Origin of the sequence: Arthrobacter sp. ov118 (assembly GCF_900116495.1) — a bacterium.
Classification (GTDB): Bacteria; Actinomycetota; Actinomycetes; order Actinomycetales; family Micrococcaceae; genus Arthrobacter.
In genome coordinates this window covers 144,489-160,282 of sequence record NZ_FPAY01000011.1, presented here as the reverse complement: position 1 = coordinate 160,282, position 15,794 = coordinate 144,489, and the positions used below count along the sequence as shown (strand labels likewise).

At 60.5% G+C, this 15,794-nt stretch carries 19 protein-coding genes; 5 read left to right on the top strand and 14 right to left on the bottom strand.

Annotated elements, in window-relative coordinates:
• Positions 1-1,045 precede the first annotated feature (1,045 nt).
• From BM372_RS18050 to BM372_RS18025, 6 genes are all read right to left on the bottom strand, one after another.
• On the bottom strand, positions 1,046-2,527 hold the full coding sequence (locus BM372_RS18050) for an NAD-dependent succinate-semialdehyde dehydrogenase (protein ID WP_090956822.1): 1,482 nt from the start codon (positions 2,525-2,527) through the stop codon (positions 1,046-1,048).
• A 77-nt stretch (positions 2,528-2,604) separates the two neighbouring features.
• Positions 2,605-2,904, bottom strand: coding sequence for a putative quinol monooxygenase (locus tag BM372_RS18045; RefSeq protein ID WP_090956821.1), 300 nt, complete (start codon positions 2,902-2,904; stop codon positions 2,605-2,607).
• Positions 2,901-3,794: an alpha/beta fold hydrolase gene (locus tag BM372_RS18040; RefSeq protein WP_090956820.1), complete on the bottom strand. Its 894-nt coding sequence runs from the start codon at positions 3,792-3,794 to the stop codon at positions 2,901-2,903. The genes BM372_RS18045 and BM372_RS18040 overlap by 4 nt, the downstream gene beginning before the upstream one ends.
• On the bottom strand, positions 3,791-4,216 hold the full coding sequence (locus BM372_RS18035) for a hypothetical protein (protein WP_090956819.1): 426 nt from the start codon (positions 4,214-4,216) through the stop codon (positions 3,791-3,793). Before BM372_RS18035 ends, BM372_RS18040 begins: the two co-directional genes overlap by 4 nt.
• A 12-nt stretch (positions 4,217-4,228) precedes the next feature.
• On the bottom strand, positions 4,229-4,765 hold the full coding sequence (locus BM372_RS18030; protein ID WP_090956818.1) for a type II 3-dehydroquinate dehydratase: 537 nt from the start codon (positions 4,763-4,765) through the stop codon (positions 4,229-4,231).
• A gap of 69 nt (positions 4,766-4,834) precedes the next feature.
• Positions 4,835-5,299 (bottom strand): nuclear transport factor 2 family protein, encoded by a 465-nt coding sequence (locus tag BM372_RS18025; protein ID WP_090956817.1) that lies wholly within the window; start codon positions 5,297-5,299, stop codon positions 4,835-4,837.
• A gap of 406 nt (positions 5,300-5,705) precedes the next feature.
• On the opposite strand from BM372_RS18025, the gene BM372_RS18020 reads away from it, so the two are divergent.
• Genes BM372_RS18020 through BM372_RS18010 form a run of 3 tightly spaced genes read left to right on the top strand, consistent with a single transcriptional unit; the run spans position 5,706 to position 8,209 of the window.
• Positions 5,706-6,356: a GntR family transcriptional regulator gene (locus BM372_RS18020; RefSeq protein WP_218160893.1), complete on the top strand. Its 651-nt coding sequence runs from the start codon at positions 5,706-5,708 to the stop codon at positions 6,354-6,356.
• A 27-nt stretch (positions 6,357-6,383) separates the two neighbouring features.
• Positions 6,384-6,794, top strand: a complete 411-nt coding sequence (locus BM372_RS18015; RefSeq protein WP_090956815.1) for a carboxymuconolactone decarboxylase family protein — start codon at positions 6,384-6,386, stop codon at positions 6,792-6,794.
• 44 nt (positions 6,795-6,838) lie between these two features.
• A complete protein-coding gene (locus BM372_RS18010; protein WP_090956814.1) occupies positions 6,839-8,209 on the top strand; it encodes an MFS transporter in 1,371 nt (456 codons plus the stop codon).
• Positions 8,210-8,511: 302 nt separating this feature from the next.
• Here BM372_RS18010 and BM372_RS20550 read toward each other — a convergent pair whose 3' ends face one another.
• Complete coding sequence (locus BM372_RS20550) at positions 8,512-9,108, bottom strand: aldo/keto reductase (RefSeq protein WP_177236067.1); 597 nt, start codon at positions 9,106-9,108, stop codon at positions 8,512-8,514.
• On the opposite strand from BM372_RS20550, the gene BM372_RS20785 reads away from it, so the two are divergent.
• The gene (locus tag BM372_RS20785) at positions 8,997-9,362 is read left to right on the top strand and encodes a hypothetical protein (RefSeq protein ID WP_177236053.1); all 366 of its coding nucleotides are present in this window, start codon (positions 8,997-8,999) and stop codon (positions 9,360-9,362) included. The genes BM372_RS20550 and BM372_RS20785 overlap by 112 nt on opposite strands.
• A 269-nt stretch (positions 9,363-9,631) precedes the next feature.
• On the opposite strand, the gene BM372_RS18005 is transcribed toward BM372_RS20785, so the two are convergent.
• The 7 genes from BM372_RS18005 to BM372_RS17975 all read right to left on the bottom strand — a co-directional run bounded on the left by BM372_RS18005 (position 9,632) and on the right by BM372_RS17975 (position 14,615).
• Positions 9,632-10,066 carry a universal stress protein gene (locus BM372_RS18005; protein ID WP_090956813.1) on the bottom strand — a complete coding sequence of 145 codons (435 nt, stop codon included), beginning with the start codon at positions 10,064-10,066 and terminating at the stop codon, positions 9,632-9,634.
• A 182-nt stretch (positions 10,067-10,248) separates the two neighbouring features.
• On the bottom strand, positions 10,249-10,779 hold the full coding sequence (locus BM372_RS18000; protein WP_090956812.1) for an acyl-CoA thioesterase: 531 nt from the start codon (positions 10,777-10,779) through the stop codon (positions 10,249-10,251).
• 64 nt (positions 10,780-10,843) lie between these two features.
• On the bottom strand, positions 10,844-11,128 hold the full coding sequence (locus BM372_RS17995) for a hypothetical protein (RefSeq protein WP_090956811.1): 285 nt from the start codon (positions 11,126-11,128) through the stop codon (positions 10,844-10,846).
• Positions 11,129-11,277: 149 nt separating this feature from the next.
• Positions 11,278-12,174 (bottom strand): amino acid ABC transporter permease, encoded by an 897-nt coding sequence (locus tag BM372_RS17990; RefSeq protein WP_090956810.1) that lies wholly within the window; start codon positions 12,172-12,174, stop codon positions 11,278-11,280.
• Positions 12,171-12,821 carry an amino acid ABC transporter permease gene (locus tag BM372_RS17985; protein ID WP_090956809.1) on the bottom strand — a complete coding sequence of 217 codons (651 nt, stop codon included), beginning with the start codon at positions 12,819-12,821 and terminating at the stop codon, positions 12,171-12,173. The genes BM372_RS17990 and BM372_RS17985 overlap by 4 nt, the downstream gene beginning before the upstream one ends.
• A 29-nt stretch (positions 12,822-12,850) precedes the next feature.
• Positions 12,851-13,729 (bottom strand): glutamate ABC transporter substrate-binding protein, encoded by an 879-nt coding sequence (locus BM372_RS17980; RefSeq protein ID WP_090956808.1) that lies wholly within the window; start codon positions 13,727-13,729, stop codon positions 12,851-12,853.
• 64 nt (positions 13,730-13,793) lie between these two features.
• A complete protein-coding gene (locus BM372_RS17975) occupies positions 13,794-14,615 on the bottom strand; it encodes an amino acid ABC transporter ATP-binding protein (protein ID WP_090956807.1) in 822 nt (273 codons plus the stop codon).
• Between the two features lie 357 nt (positions 14,616-14,972).
• Between BM372_RS17975 and BM372_RS17970 the strand changes: the two genes are divergently transcribed.
• Entirely contained in the window at positions 14,973-15,764 is a 792-nt protein-coding gene (locus BM372_RS17970; protein WP_090956806.1) for an IclR family transcriptional regulator, read from the top strand.
• The last annotated feature ends 30 nt before the right edge of the window (positions 15,765-15,794 follow it).

Genomic DNA, 15,794 nt, shown 5'->3' with positions numbered 1-15,794 from the left:
CCATCTGGCATGCGTGATGGAGCCCGCAGCTCGAATGATTGCGGTGTCAACGTCAGCCAGGAAGGCTTCGGGCCATGTGTGGCCCTTCGGGCCGCGGATCATCCAAACGTTCCTCTGGGCCACGCCGGGAGGCCAGCGTCCAGAAAGATAAACATCGATGTCGTCACGGACTCCTTGCCAGTCTGCAGTTGGACGGCTGCTCGAAAGGCTGCTGTGCAAAAGCGTGCCGAGCTGGCGGTGAGGCCGTGAATCCGAAGGAACGGGCATGGCACGAGCCAGAGTTTAGGGTTCCACCCTCACCACGTGGTTGCTTCGCGTGTTGTCCCATAAGGGATGTCCTGACCCAGGCTTGCGGTGAAGGTACTTGGGCCGGTGCGCGTGACCAGGATGCCACACCTGCGTTCCCTGGCCCGTCCTGAGAGGGCATCCACGGCCTGTTCGAGTCTTGGGTCCATTTCGGACCGAATCAGAATTCTTACGGTGACGGTGTCTGCGCTGGATGATTTCATGGTGGTCGAGTCCCTTGTACGATTGGGGGCTAAGGCCGAGCCGGTGCTCCACCCCGGTTGCGTGCTGTCGGGCAAGTAGGCAGGTCCTCAAACGACAGCGGTGGTTCTACCTGCTGTTCGGGTCGACAATCGTTTGGTAGCTGTCTGCCTGATGGAACAGTCTGCGTCCATCCCCGTCCTCGAGGACCAGCCACATTACCGTGCCGTCGGCTGAGACATCGTCAACGGCTCCCGTGAAACGGTCTCTGCCGGCACCGACCAGCAGTACCCTCTCCCCCACCACGAGCTCAGACCAGTTGGAAACAGTCCCTGGGTGTGCAGGTGCGTGGGGGGCTTTGCCTGGAAGTCCTACTCCTTGCGACGTGGCCATCGTCTTCACCCTCCTGTGCTAGTTGGTTGGGCAATATGGTCGCCGCTGCAGGGCGCAGCAGATCTCCTCTTATGGGCGAAAAACTATCTCCGGACCGTTGGTGGTGGCCCACCTACCGTGAAAGTATCGGCGGGCCACCATTGGCGAGCTAGGAGCCGGGGCCTTCTCAGGTGGCGTAGGGGTCCGCAATCCCCATGTACTGGATTGACTGGTACTCGCCGATCCCTTCAGTTCCGCCCTCACGTCCGAGGCCGGACTGCTTCACACCGCCGAACGGGGCGGCGGCGTTGGAAATCACCCCGGTGTTCAGGCCCAGCATTCCGCATTCAAGACGCTCACCAATACGGATGGAACGGTTAACATCACGCGTAAATACATAGGCGGCCAGGCCGTATTCGGTGTTGTTGGCTAGCCTTACCGCTTCGTCTTCGGTCGCAAACGGGGTGACCGGTGCGACGGGCCCGAAGATCTCCTGCTGGAGAATTTCCGATTCCGGTCGTACACCGCTGAGAATCGTCGGATGGTAGAAGTAGCCGGGCCCCTCGACAATGTCACCGCCGGTGAGGGCGGTTGCTCCCTGTGCGAGGGCGCCCGTGACGAGTTCGTGGACTTTATCGCGGCTCTTCTTATCGATCAACGGACCGATGGTGCTGGCCTCTTCGGTTCCCCGGCCGATGACGCGTGCGGACATCTTCTGCGCGAACTTTGCAGCAAATTCATCGGCCACCGACTCGTGGACGATGAAACGGTTCGCGGCGGTGCATGCCTCCCCCATGTTTCGGAGTTTGGCCGCCATCGCCCCCTCGACTGCGGCATCCAAGTCGGCATCTTCGAACACGATGAAAGGTGCGTTTCCCCCGAGCTCCATGGACGTGCGGAGAACCGTTTCCGCAGCATCCTTGAGCAACTGCCGTCCAACGGGGGTGGAACCTGTGAAGGACAGTTTCCGGAGCCGGCCATCCTTAATGAGCGGACCGGTCACCTCGCCTGCGGTACTGGTCGGTATGACGTTGAGGACGCCGGCCGGAAGCCCCGCTTCCTCAAGAACTGCCGCGAAAAGCATCGAGGTCAACGGGGTCAGATTCGCAGGTTTCAGGACCATTGTGCATCCTGCGGCGATCGCCGGAGCGATCTTGCGTGTCGCCATCGCGAGGGGAAAATTCCACGGGGTGATCAAGAGGCAGGGGCCTACCGGCTTCTTGGTCACAAGGAGCCGGGACTTGCCGTCAGGCGCTACCGAGTAGCGTCCTGAGATCCGCACGGCTTCTTCGGAGAACCACCGCAAGAACTCTGCCCCGTAGGTGACCTCACCGCGTGCTTCCTCAAGCGGTTTGCCCATTTCAAGGGTCATCAGCAGGGCAAAGTCATCGGCACGTGCAGTTACCAGCTCGAAAGCGCGGCGAAGGATCTCTCCGCGTTCCCTTGGCGGCACGGTTGCCCACGACTCCTGGACTTGGACGGCGGCTTCGAGGGCTGCCCGTCCATCGGCGGGGCCAGCGTCTGCGATGCTAAGAAGCACTTTCCCGGTGGAAGGATCATCGATATCGAACACGCGCCCGTCCGTTGCAGCACGCCACTGTCCTGCAATAAATAATTCTGTCGGTACGGTAGCGAGAAGGTCGTTCTCTCGTGTGGCGGAAATAGCCATGGTTTGCCTCGATAAGGTGTGTTGGTCGGACGGCTGTCCGCAGGGCCGCCTGCGGTTGCATCCACTGAGTTCTTTGGTCAGGCAGGTGGGGATGAATACATTTCCACTTGGCGTGACTCAAGCCGTGGGATGATCTGCTCCAGGCCAAGGGAACGGAAATGAGGGCTCTCGCGGTGTTCGGTGAAGTGTTCCGCGCTGATGTAGCGCTCGAGTATGACCAGGTGCGCGGGATCGGAGAAGTCCTGGAAGTAGTCGTAGGCAAGGTTGCCCGGCTCTTGCCGGCTGGCATCTGCCAGTTTCCTTAAAAGACCGGCTACTGTTTCGATCTCACCGGTCTTGACCTGATAGTGGGCGATAACCTGGAAGTAGTCGCTCATGACGTCCTCACCGTATGTTCGATGCTCTGCTGCGGTGACGTACGCGCAGCGCGGCTGGATTTGAGTTCGTTGAGGGCGGGCCACAGGTATTCCCTGCACAGCGCGTAATTCTCGGAAATGGGGAAGTGGCCGATTTCAGGCATCCGGCCACCCTTGGCACCGGGTACGGCAAAGACGGTCTCTTCCGTCTCTTCCGGTGTGCAGGCGTAGTCATACTCCCCCGTGTATAGATAGACGGGGCAGACGCTGGTGTCGATTTGCTCTTCCTTGCCCCGAAGATCCAGCGCGCTGTAGAAGTAGGTGTCGCCCCGGTAGATGCCCGGGCCGCCTTGGCTGTACATCCACCAGACTTCTTTCTTGGCCTCCGTTGGGCTCTGTGGAGCCATGAGGCCGTAAGTCCAGGATGGTACGACCTGGTTGCTGTTGATGTCTGGCATCAAGGGCCAGTCATGGAATCTGCCGTTGACCTTGGCCGCGCCGGAGAAGCCAACTACTCCGCCTAGCTCAGCTCCATGGAGCCGCGCCAATTCAAGAACCAGAGATCCCGCCATGGAACAGCCCACAACAAGTGGCTGGTCCAGTTCCAGGGCGTGGATGAGCGCCATCACCGTTTCCACGTACAACTCGGCAGTAAGAAGGTACTCCCTTTCCCACCATTTACCCGGGGGAAGGGATTTCCCGTGCCAGGGCAGATCGAAGGCGATGACGCGGTAACTGGCCAGCACCTCGGGGTCTGTTTGCAGATGCCGGTACTGGCGGGAATCGGCGCCGGCGGTGTGCAGGCAAACGACGGGTATCCCCTCGCCGGACTCTTCAAAGTAGATCCGGTTGGGTTCACCGGCGATCTCGACGGTGATGTAGCGGCCGGTGATGGGTTCAAAATCGGTCATGATTCTCTCCCTTTAACTGGTGCCGATGGACGCAACAACTGGAGAGCGAGGTCCATGACGCGCAGGTTTTGGATGAACCAGTGGCGGCCATCGGCTATCGAGAAGTCGCTGCGGTGGCGATCCATCGCGAGGATGTGGTGGTTTTTGGGCAGCGGTACTGGTGCCAGAAAGTCAGACCAGGCTGACTGGGTGCCTTCGAGGACGATGACACGGTCGCTGTCAGACCGGTCGGTGCGGTCAAGGCGGCCACCGGTGATTTTGAAGGTCCTCGTTTCCTCCCCGCTCCTGATCTCGAATTCGACATCAGTCCAACGGCTCGCCAGCTGAAACTCGGGGTCCTCGTTTACTGCGTTGACCCACTTCGTCTCGTGCTCCGGGCCAAAGATGGAGTCCTCGCTCTGTGTTCGTGTGTGCGCGGCCATGAGTGGCGAACCCTACTCTGCCTGCTTGCCAAGGAAGTCGGCGTCATCCAAGGCGGACACGAGGCTCACGAAGGCCCCAAGGTAGCTGTGGTGCCGAAGGCCCATGGACATGCCGGTCGCAGACCGGGTGAAGTTGGATTCCCAGGGACCACCGGGGAGCCCGCGGCCGGACCACGGCGGTGCGGAAATGTTGGAGAAGTGCGTTTCCACCCACGGTTTTCCAGTTTCCTCCAGCGCGTGCCGGGTGGGTTCTCCCGTTTTGGTCAGGCCCGCGGGATTAAGGATGTACGCATCGGTGCGGGTTGCCGATTCGTGGATGAAATCCAGAATGTTTCCCTCATGGTTGGAAGCAATGGTCTCCACCGTCACGCCGAGGCTGGCGCCAATCTGCTTGACGTAGTCATGCAGGGCTTCGATTGAGGAGATAGGTCCGTAGACGCGCTTGTTACGGTTTCCGAGATTGGGCATGTTCGGCCCGTCGATGAGGGTGATGTGCAGGTTCCGCTGGCCCGGCCGCTGCCAAGCGTACTGGGTAGGTGTCTCGTCCATGATGTCTCCGTTGTTTGCCAATTTGGTGCCCGGCGTACCGGGATGGATACGTAAGCCGCGGCCGTAGTTTTATTTGTTGCCCGAGTAAAGCACTTTGGACTGTGACAGTGCGTCGTATTGCATCGTCGGGCGGTGCAGACGTTCGCGGATTTTCCATTCCCCGTTGATCTTCACCAGCTTGTCCTTGTAGTCAATGCCGCGCACCTGTACGCGGCCGATGCCTTCGGTTCCCTGATGCAGAGTGGCCATTACGATGCTGTGGGCTTCCGCTGTATCGCCGTCGACCTTTATCCGCGCGTTGCTCAGCGAATGGTCGGTGGCATCGTACGCGACCATGCGGTGGAGCCAGGTCGCGACCCCAACACCGCCCTGCAGAGTCTCAGGTTCGTTGTTGTAGTGCGAGATGGCGTCCTCGGTGAAGCAGTCGGCGATGCCTTCCCAGTCTTTGTCATCCAAGGACCCGAGGTACTTTTCCAGCGTCTCGCGGATCAGCACGCGTTCGATTACTTCAGCGCAAACAGCTTCGTTGGTCATATCTCTCCCTTGAGAACCTGGTGTGTGATGTGAGGCACGTCGGGCGGCCCCGAAGCAACAATATGACAATCCGGAAAGGCAAGTCAACAATCTGCGACGCCTCCATTGCTTCGGCACGGTGGAGAGGAGCCCCTGCTGGCTCTGTTTCACCCCTCTACGCTAGAGCATAGGTATTGCGGGCACGGAAGGATTGTATTATCGTTGGGCTACGGCGCGGCCTTTGTGATCCATATCTCCTCCCTGAGGAGCTGTTGAGCGGTCCGTTCAGCCATCGAAGTTACCCCCGGTGCGCGGTTTGTATGACCGGTCAGCAGCAGGGGAAATCAAACGCCCAGGGAAAGGAGCCCCGCCTGTGTCTCTCCAGCAGTCCTCGGCGGTCAAATCCGCAGCACCGACCAGGAGCAGGGTGGCCGCGGGGATCCGCGCGGACATCAGCGACGGCAAGTTGCCGCCTGGATCAAAAATCAGTGAACGTGATATCTGCGAAACGTACGATGTCAGCCGCACGGTGGTGCGTGAAACCATCCGGCAGCTTGAGGCCGAGGGCTTCGTTACTGTCCGGCCTAATGTTGGGGCGGTCGTGGCTGAAATAACGTATGCCGATGCGCAAAGCCTCTTTGAAATTCGTGGGGCCTTGGAGTCCCTTGCATGCAGCCTGTTTGCCCAGCGCGGAACCCTTGCGCAGAAGCACCGGCTCGCCGAAACCATCAAGGAAATCGAACTCGCGATGACCGGCGGCTCCCTGGATGAGGTCATCATCGCCAAGGACGACTTCTACGATGCCTTGTTTGACGGCGCGGGTAACCCCGAGCTGACCGCCACGCTGCAGCTGCTGCACGCACGGATTCAGCTTCTCCGCCGGTACTCACTTTCGGCCAAGGGGCGCAATGAACACAGCCTCAACGAGATTAGGGCCATCGCCCGCGCCATCATCGCCGGCGATGCGGAAGGTGCCCGCCTGGCCGGCGTGCATCACGTGGCACAAGCCAGCTTCGCCGCACTTCCGCGAATCTTCGAATCTTCGAACCCACACACCAACCAAGCCCCCTCGTCCTAGCGACGGAGAGACAAAGGAAAAGACATCATGACTGTTACAAACGAAGCCCTCGACTACGTCAACGGTATGGCCGAAAAGCGTGGGTACGTGTTGCCGTACCACAAGCTGATGGCCAACGCCGACATGGACGTACTCAAGGCAGCCAACGGCCTCGTGGCCGCGGCATACACGGACCAACGCCTGCTGAGTAAAGCGACGAAGGAACTCATCTTCATCACCAGCCTGACCGTTCTAAAAGCATCCCCCGGGCACATTGCCGCCCACATCCGGGTTGCCCTCGATCTGGGAGTCTCCGCGCAGGAGATCCTGGAAGCGATCGAAATTACGCTGCCGGAAGCAGGTGTGGTCACCTTCCAGCACGGCTTCGAGGTGTGGGCTGACGTGGTCGGTGCTGAAGGCATCGAACCTACCGTTTCGGCGCACGACTCCACCAAGTAACGACACCTGTCCCCGAACAACGAAGTTCACAGAAAGCACAAGCCATGTCCTCACTAAAGCGTGAACCAGGAGTTGCCGACGCTGGCCTGGTAGTTCCACCGGAAGCGGTGGTCTCTCCCCGGGAAAACCAAGTCATCTCCAAGGTCCTCCGGTACATCATCCCGATCTCGGTCCTGGGGTTGTTCGTTTCCTTTATCGATCGAACGAATATTTCCGTTGCCGGCCCGGCCATGGCTGACGACCTTGGCCTGACACCCACGATGTTCGGGCTGGCGGCAGGCCTGTTCTTCATCGGCTACGTCGTCTTCGAAATCCCCTCCAATCTGGCCCTAAAGCGGTTCGGGGCCAAGATCTGGATCGCCCGCATCATGGTCACCTGGGGAGCCGTTTGCATTGCGACAGCCTGGGTGACGGGAGCCGAATCCCTGTACATCATGCGGTTCTTCCTGGGCGTCGCGGAAGCCGGGTTCTTCCCCGGCATCCTGTTCTACCTCGGGTTGTTCATTCCGGCAAGGCACCTGACGAAGGCGTACTCCCTCTTCCAGATCGGCATTCCTGTCTCGTTGGCCTTCGGCGCGGTCCTGACGTCGTGGATCCTCACCATGGATGGCTTCCTGGCCTTCACAGGCTGGCAATGGGTCTTCATCATTGAAGGCGGCATGGCCGTCTTGCTCGGCATTGCCTGCTTCTTTGTGATGCATGACTCCCCCGCAAAGGCCAAATGGCTTGACGCTGAGGAAAAAGCCATCCTTAAGATGGCCATGGAGCGGGACCAGGACCTCACCAGCGTCCAGGACGTCCACGGCCTGGCCGCCGTGCGAATTGTCCTGAAGAATCCGCAGGTGTGGTACTACTCCCTGGTCTACACACTGATGATGATCGGCTTTTATTCCGTCACCTACTGGCTGCCGCAGATCATCAAACTGAAGTTCGGAACCAGCAATGTGGAATCGGGTCTCCTGTCGGCGATACCCTGGGTCCTCGCCACTATCGCCCTGATCTTTGTCTCCCGCTACACCGCCAAGCACGGCCGGCGCGGACCGCTGCTGACGATCATGCTCTTCATTTCGGCCGCGGGCATGCTTGTGAGTAGCCTCGTGGGTGACCCGGTGATTGCCCTGATCGGTCTTTGCTTCGGTGCCTGCATCCAGGCTTGTGTTCCCCTGCTGTACAGTTTCCCATCCCAACATTTCCCGGGTGCCCTTGGAGCGGTGGCCCTCGCCCTCGTGAATTCCATCGGAAACATCGGAGGTTTCGTCGGACCCTACATCCTCGGTGCCTTGCGGGAGAGTTTCGGCACAGACACCCCTGGTCTGCTGATGCTCTCATCGACGTTCATTCTGGCTGGCATCCTCTCGTTCGGCCTGAAAAAGCAACTGCGCAAGTCCCCGGCATACGTCGCCGGAGTCGAGTAACCACTACCCCACCGTCCCAGTGGGTGCAGTTCGGTGAGTGTAGGGGGCCGGACAATGTCCGGCCCCCTACACTCCGTTTGGGGCTGATGCTGCTGCAGATAACCGGTCGACCATCGCACGCGATCCCCAGGCGCCCGGACCGCCAGTGTTTGCTCTTTGACAACGAGCTCATCGGCCCGCGGGGCAGCGATGGACCGGCTGCGGCCCACAGCCTAGCGTGAGTTCCATGCCCACAGGTGGATACCATTCAAGCCGTCATTAAGGTTCGGTATGTCGCTCCGGTGGGTACCGGTCGGGCCGTCCTAGTGGGCTCCGATCAGAGTGACGTTACGGGTACGCGTGCGCTGAGCCCTTGGTCTTGGAGCGGGGTGAAGACTCAAACCGCCCTTCCCGCCCCGGCCGCCGTTTGATGCAATCTCATCGATGCGGGCGAGGCCGGCGTCGGTCAGGACGAGGTCTGCGGCGGCAATGTCCGGAACAGGCACGATGCAATCCTTGCGGGCGAGCAGCCATGCCAAGGGGAGCTGCGAAAGCGTGGCCCCCTTGCTGCCAGCGAAATCGGTCAGATCGTTGACAATGCCACGTTCGCTTCGAAGTTTCCGGCTTCCCCCAAGCGAGTGCATGGCGCATGTCATCCGCAGGTTGGACAGCGCCGCTGAGAAACCCCGCGCGAGCGGCGAGTACGCAGCCAGGTCGATGCCCAGTTCTTCGAGGACAGGCAGCAGTGGCTCGACCTCGTGGGCGAAGATTGAGTATTCGAACTCTCCGCGGATATCGGGTGTACGGCATGAGCTCCGCGGGTGGTGTCCTCGGCCAGGTACTTCCCCGCCAAAGTGGACGCCGTCATCGGCAAACCCCGCCGGGCCAGGGGAATTTGTCCCGCGACGAACTCGCCGCACGTCCCACCGACGAACCGGTATGGACGTCTCTGCGGCTCGCCTACGAAGCCTTGCTCGCTCAGCCGGGAGACCGCGAACGTGGCAAGCGAGCCATGCGGGTCCTGACCAGCACCGCATCACTCCGTGCCCGCAACCTCGAAAAGCATTTGCTCTGGGCGCACCTGCTTGAGCCCATCGCCGCGCGACTGCAAGGCGACCACAAGCACCTCGGGGACAGATCCTCGTCCAGGCCAGCCTCGCCTGCTTCGACATAGCGATGGCTACCTGGGCTGAATCGGACTCGAATCAGCGGCCCGAGGAATTGCTCCGGCAGCTTCGATACGCTCATGCCCGCCGGCTGACCGGGGAAGCCACTCAAGAGCCGTAGGCCCCGGTCCCCCTGTCCCACGCACCGGAGCAGCCGGCCCGAGACGCCTCCGCCATCACTTTTGGAAGGATTGATTAACTAGATACCTGGCATATAGCGGACAAATTATGCTGGCTGACCAGGGCGCAAGTGGGGACTTCCGAACAGCAGCCGTGGCTAGGACTCTGCTCGGTCCGTTTTTGCTACGTATACGTCGCACGGGGCATGGTGAGCCACATGGTTGGCCACGCTTCCAAGGACGCGGCCTAGGCCTTGCATACGCCTGTTGCCCACAACGATCATTCGGGCCGTGTAGGTTTCGGCATGGCTGATCAATGCCTGGGCCGGTGTTCCACGGACTGCGAAGTGCTCGACGCGCAGGTTCTCGCCAAGGATCTTTGACGCGGCGTTCCGGGCGACGGCTGCTGCTTGGTCTGCGCCGGAAATGATCGTTGTGTCGCTGCCGCTGCCGACAATTTCCGTTTGGTCGTTATCGAAGGCAGTAATGACGTGAAGCGTCGCTCCAAGTCCTGCAGCGATGTCGCGTGCCTTTTCGGCCGCCCTTTGGGCGGTTGCGCTGCCATCGACTCCCACGATAATGGTTCCGTTCATTGGTGCTCGTCTTTCTCTAGATGCTGATGCAACCGATGCGTGCTTGGAGTGCATGACTGCATGCGGACGGCGGGCCGCTCAGTTTGGTCGTGTTTTTCCTGATTGCCGTCCGGCAGAAGCATTGTTTTGGTCCATTTTGTGGGCCGAGGTCACCGTTGGGCAGGGTGCGCGGCCCGAGGAGGTCAATGGCTGGTATTGCCCTGCCAGGGGGCTGATGATGCCGAGGGCCGGAGGCGAAACTGTGGCGGCTCACCTAAATACTGAGAGAGCACGTCGCGGAAGACTCCGACGATAGGCCAGGGGCGGCCGCTCGAGCGGTCAGTCAGAATGTATGTTGCTTCTGCAAGGACGGCGGGTGCGGGTCCGGTGTCGGAGATCGCGGCCGCAAGCGAGAAGCTGCTGGTCCCGATATGGGTAATCCACAGGGTGGCCACCAGGGGGGCCCGTGAGTACTCCAGCTCCCTCCGATACTCGATTGTCTGCTGTCCGATCACTTTTCCGACCGTGCCATCAAGGATTTCGAGTAACCCGTCGGCATGGCCCCCAAGTCCGGGAAGCGGCTGGCCGAGGAACCGGATGCGTGCCTCATCAAGTACTCGAACGAGTGCCGCATTTCCGAGATGGCCGGCACTGTTCACGTCATCAAAGCGTAGCTCGACCGTGATTGAGCGGGGGCAGCGCTCGTAAAGTTCTGCTGCTTGGGGGCTAGCCATTAGTCGTTGCCTCCCTCTTTATTGCTGGCCGTCCGGGCGCTTCCCTTATCAACTGCCCGGAGTCTCAGGGGCATTCCTGGCCCTTGGGATCGACGAGCATCTGATGTCCGTCGCAGTGGAAAAACAGCCGACGTCCGCCTCCGTTCGCGAGAACGATCCACGCCAGTGAGCCGTCGTCCAGAACCGCGTCGACGGTGCCCGCATAGCGCTGTTCCGTATCCGGCCCGGTGAGGAGCACAGTGTCACCGGGGATGAGCTCGCACCAGTTGGTTACCACCGATCTTCGGTAGCCGTACTGCGTGGGTCTGGTGAGCTGCTGGGACGACAGACTTGCGTGGAGCGCGGTCACGGGATCAACCTCTTTCTGCTGACTTGTCGGTTAGTTGTCTTTGCGCGGCCATGACGGTAGCGATCTGTTGCCCCTGCTATGGATAGCCCAGGATGGGACGGGCCCTGTGGCCGGCCCCATCCGCGGGCCAGGCGGTGTTGTCGGCCTTGTTAGACGCGAACTTCGGGGAGCGCAGCGGGCGACGGCAGTGGGGCTGCAGGCGTTTTGTCATCCGCCGGTGTACCGGGTGCCTTCTTGCGGGCTCCGCGTTCCAGCCGTCGTGTCAGCAGCGTCAGTCCGAGATTGATGACGATGTAGATGACGGCGATGGTGAAGAACATTTGGAGCGGGTTGTGTAGTGACTGGATCGCTATTTGGCCCCGGCGGAGGAGTTCCTCGTAGCTGAGGATGAAGCCGAGTGAGGTCTCTTTGACGACAACGATAAGCTGGCCGATCAGCGCGGGAAGCATCATGCGGAATGCCTGGGGCAGGAGAACCAGCCGCAGCGTATGCCAGCTGGACAACCCAAGTGACTGCGCGGCTTCTTTCTGTCCGCGCGGGAGCGCCTGCAGGCCACCACGAATGATCTCGGCGATGACTACGCCGTTGTACAGCGCCAGTCCCATGACGAGGAAGGTCAGAGTCGAAAATTCGATTCCGATTTCCGGGAGGACACGCGCAAGGAAGAAAATGAGCAGCACCACGGGGATGCCCCTGAGCAGTTCAATGACTGACACAACAAACCACCGGTACCAGGGCTGTGATGTTACACGTAGCAGCGCCATCGCGGTACCGAACGCCATGGCGCAAACTATGGCCAGGACCGCGACTATGAGGGTGTTTAGCATTCCGCCTGCCAAAAACGACCAGAGAGTGCTGAAGCGGGGGTTCGCCGGATCGATCAGCGGACCCCATTTGTCTGCACTCAGCTGCCCTTCGGTTGCGAGTTTCTCTCCGACTAGGAAGAGGACTCCCAGCGTTACCGCGCCGGTGACCACGCCGAACCAGCGAACCCGACGGCCGGCCCGGGGGCCCAGTGCGTCGTAAAGAAGTGTTCCGGAGCTCATCGAAGAATCGCCACCTTGGTTTCAATCAGGGACAGAAGACGTCCTATGGGCAGCACGAGCAGCAGGTAGCCGGCTATCACGCCGGCCAGAACGGGGAGCGCGGCAAGTCCGCGGGCCGCGGTCAGCGTGTCAGCGACGGCGAACAGGTCATGTCCCACACCGAAGGCACCGACGATCGCCGAATTCTTGATGAGGTAGATGATGGCATTAGTCAGGGGTGGAAGTGATGAGCGGAGTGCTTGGGGCAGGATTACCAGGCCGAGGCTGGGCATGAACGACAGCCCGATCGACCTTGCTGCTTCTGCCTGTCCCGTAGGCACAGCGTTGATGCCGCTGCGCAGTGCTTCACAGACAAAAGACGCGGAGTAGAGCGCCAATCCGATGGTTCCGAACCAAAAGTATGATCCCTTGATCCCGATCTCCGGGAGGCCGAACGCCATGAAGAAGAGCACCACGGTCAGGGGGCAGCTCATAAGTACAGTGACCCATCCCCCTGCCAAGGTGCGGAGGGAAGGAACGGGCGAGACGCGGGCCGCCGCGAGAAGTATCCCTAACGGCACTGCGCCGAGCAACGCGAAGAAGCAGATCTGAATGGTACGGAGCCAGCCCTGCCAAAACAGGTCGAAATTGTCGAGAATTACGTCCACGGGTGGACCCTTTCACCTGGGAGGGAGGATCAGGCGCACGGGGCCGGTTCCGGGAGCTGCGCTACCTTGTCGATGTCTTTTCCGGCGGTTTCCTTCCAAGCGCGCTCATAGCTGCCGTCTGCTGCGGCATCCTTGAGTGTCTTGTTCACAAACTCACAGAATTTCGTGTCACCCTTCGTCATGCCGACGCCGTAGGGCTGGACGAAGAACGGCTTGCCAATGACTTTGTACGTGTCTTTGTTGGTTGCAGCGAGACCGTTCAGGATGGAATCTCCCGCCGTCATGGCGTCAACCTGACCCGTGCGGAGTGCATCTTCGCATTTGCTGAGAACGTCGAATTCGACCAGCTGGTTGGTCGGGTCGGCAAGGTGGGGCTTCAGCTTGTCGCCGTCGATCGAACCTACGCCGGCGCACACTTTCAGTCCGCCGCTTTTGAAGGATTCGGGCCCGGTAATGGCAGTGTTGTCTGCCTTTACCATGAGGTCGCTGCCGGCCATGTAGTAGGGCCCGCCGAAGCCGACCCGCTCGCGACGTTCGTCAGTGACAACGTAGGTGGCGGTGATCATATCGACCTTGCCCTGGATGATTGATTCCTCCCGGACTTTAGAGGGGGTTTCCACCCACTCGATCTTGTCGGCCGCAATTCCGAGCTTGGCGGCGATGATTTTGCCGATCTCCACGTCGAAACCCTCCGGCTTGCCATCGAGCCCCTTGAGGCCGTAGCCGGGCTGGTCGAACTTGGTTCCGATCCGAATGGTTCCCGCAGTGGCCAGTTTGTCCATGGTCGTACCGGACTCGAAGGTCTGCTTCTCGACCTTCGGGGCGGCTGCTGGGGCGGTACCGCCGCAACCCGTCAGCGCCAGTGAGCCGAGGAGGATGAGGGAGAAAGCAATGCTCTGTGTCTTCATAAAAAACTCCATTGTCTTGAGACATCGTTGTTCGCCGGAGTACACCGGCAGGGAAATTTTTAGTTCAGTGGCTGAGAACTTTTGACAGGAAGTCCTGTGCCCGGCTGGTCCGGGGATTGTCGAAAAACTCGGCCGGTGAGGCCTGCTCGACGATTGCGCCGTCAGCCATGAACACCACCCTGTCCGCAGCCTTCCGGGCGAACCCCATCTCGTGGGTCACGACCACCATGGTCATGCCCTCCTGAGCGAGATCCGTCATGACGTCGAGAACCTCGTTGACCATCTCCGGATCCAGGGCAGACGTCGGTTCGTCGAACAGCAGCACCCGCGGCTGCATCGCCAGGGAACGGGCGATTGCTACCCGCTGCTGCTGGCCGCCCGAGAGCTGCGCGGGCAGCTTGGGCGCCTGCTGTCCGACGCCCACCCTTTCCAGCAGTTCCATCGCCTGCGCCCGGGCTTTTGCCGGTGGAACCTTGCGGACACGTATCGGGCCCAGGGTCACGTTCTCGAGCACGGTCATGTGCGCGAAGAGGTTGAAGGACTGGAAAACCATGCCGACGTCGGCGCGGTGCGACGCCAGGGATTTTCCTTCAACGGCTAACGGCACCCCGCCGAGCTCAATGGTTCCCGAGTCGACCGTTTCGAGGCGGTTGATGGCCCGGCAGAGTGTCGATTTTCCGGATCCGCTGGGTCCGATGACCACAACGACTTCACCCTCGGCGACATCGAGATCGATGTCCTTGAGTACGTGCAGAGGTCCAAAATGCTTGTTCACTCCACGCAACTGAATGAGGGCCGCGGCCTGCTCCGTTGCGGTCTCACCGTCCCCGCGTGGGGCGGGGAAGGTATCAACGGTGCGTTCGGCGCCCTTGCTGAACAGTGTCATGACTCTCCTCTTAGGATCCACAGTCCGAACCCACAATGTGGTTTCGGACTCATGTGATGTACGCTACATCCTAACGACGAAAATTACAATGTGAATTTTCGCTCACGATATAAGACACTTTGTGACGACGCGACTGAGCGGCCTGGGGTCGGACCGAAAGCGGCTGATCGTTCAAGCGGACAGTATCTATGCGTTTCGGACGCAGGCGGCGGGATGTCGGATCCGGGAGTTGCTTGCGGCACCCATGATGGCCTGCAAAGGCCGGGGTCTGGCCGCGGATGCCACGCGCCCCCCTTTGATATCACGAGACGGAACGTTGATTGGACCCCGGTGGGGCTACCGTCTAGCGTGAGTGCTATGTCCGTGGCAGAATCTTCAGCGAAGTCCAGCAGCAACACCTTGCTCGTTCTGGGAAAAATCTCATCCATTCTCGACGCTTTCTCGCTCGCCCGACCGGTACTGTCCCTGAGCGATATCCGCGAGGCCACCGGCATGCCCACCTCAACGGTCCAGCGGCTGGTGGCCAACCTCATGTCGCAGGGCTTTCTGGACCGGGAGGACGATTCCTACCGCATCGGAATGCGGTTGGCCTACTGGGCAGCCCCGGCGACCCGGGGAATGGAAGTGATCGACGTCATCAGCCCGGTGCTGAAGACGCTTCGGGATACCACGGGAGAAACCACGTGTTTCTATAAGGCAGAGCAGCACCAGCGTGTGTGCGTGGCAATGGCGGAAACGCGCCATGCTCTTCGCCGCGAGATGCATCTTGGTAAGATCCTCCCCCTGCATGCCGGTTCGGCGGGGCGGGTTCTCCTGGCCTGGGACTCGGACCTCATGGAGGAGGTCCTGCGTGATCCCTTGGAGTCACTCACGGAATCCACGATTACGAGTTCTGAGGATCTGGTCACCGCAGTAAAGAACACCCGGACGGATGGGTTTGCCATCACTGTCGGTGAGCGTGAAGACGGCGCCTCCGGTCTCTCCGCCCCGGTTTTCGACGCTGCAGCCGGTCTGGTGGGGGCGGTGACCATTAACGGTCCCACTTTGCGAATGCCACGCGAAACGTGCGAGGCCTGGGTGGAACCGCTACTTACAGCAGCGGAGCATATGACAAGACTGATCGGCGGCCGGTTCCCCGGCGAGGCGTGATGCCCGCAAGGAAACCGCCGCCCATCAGAT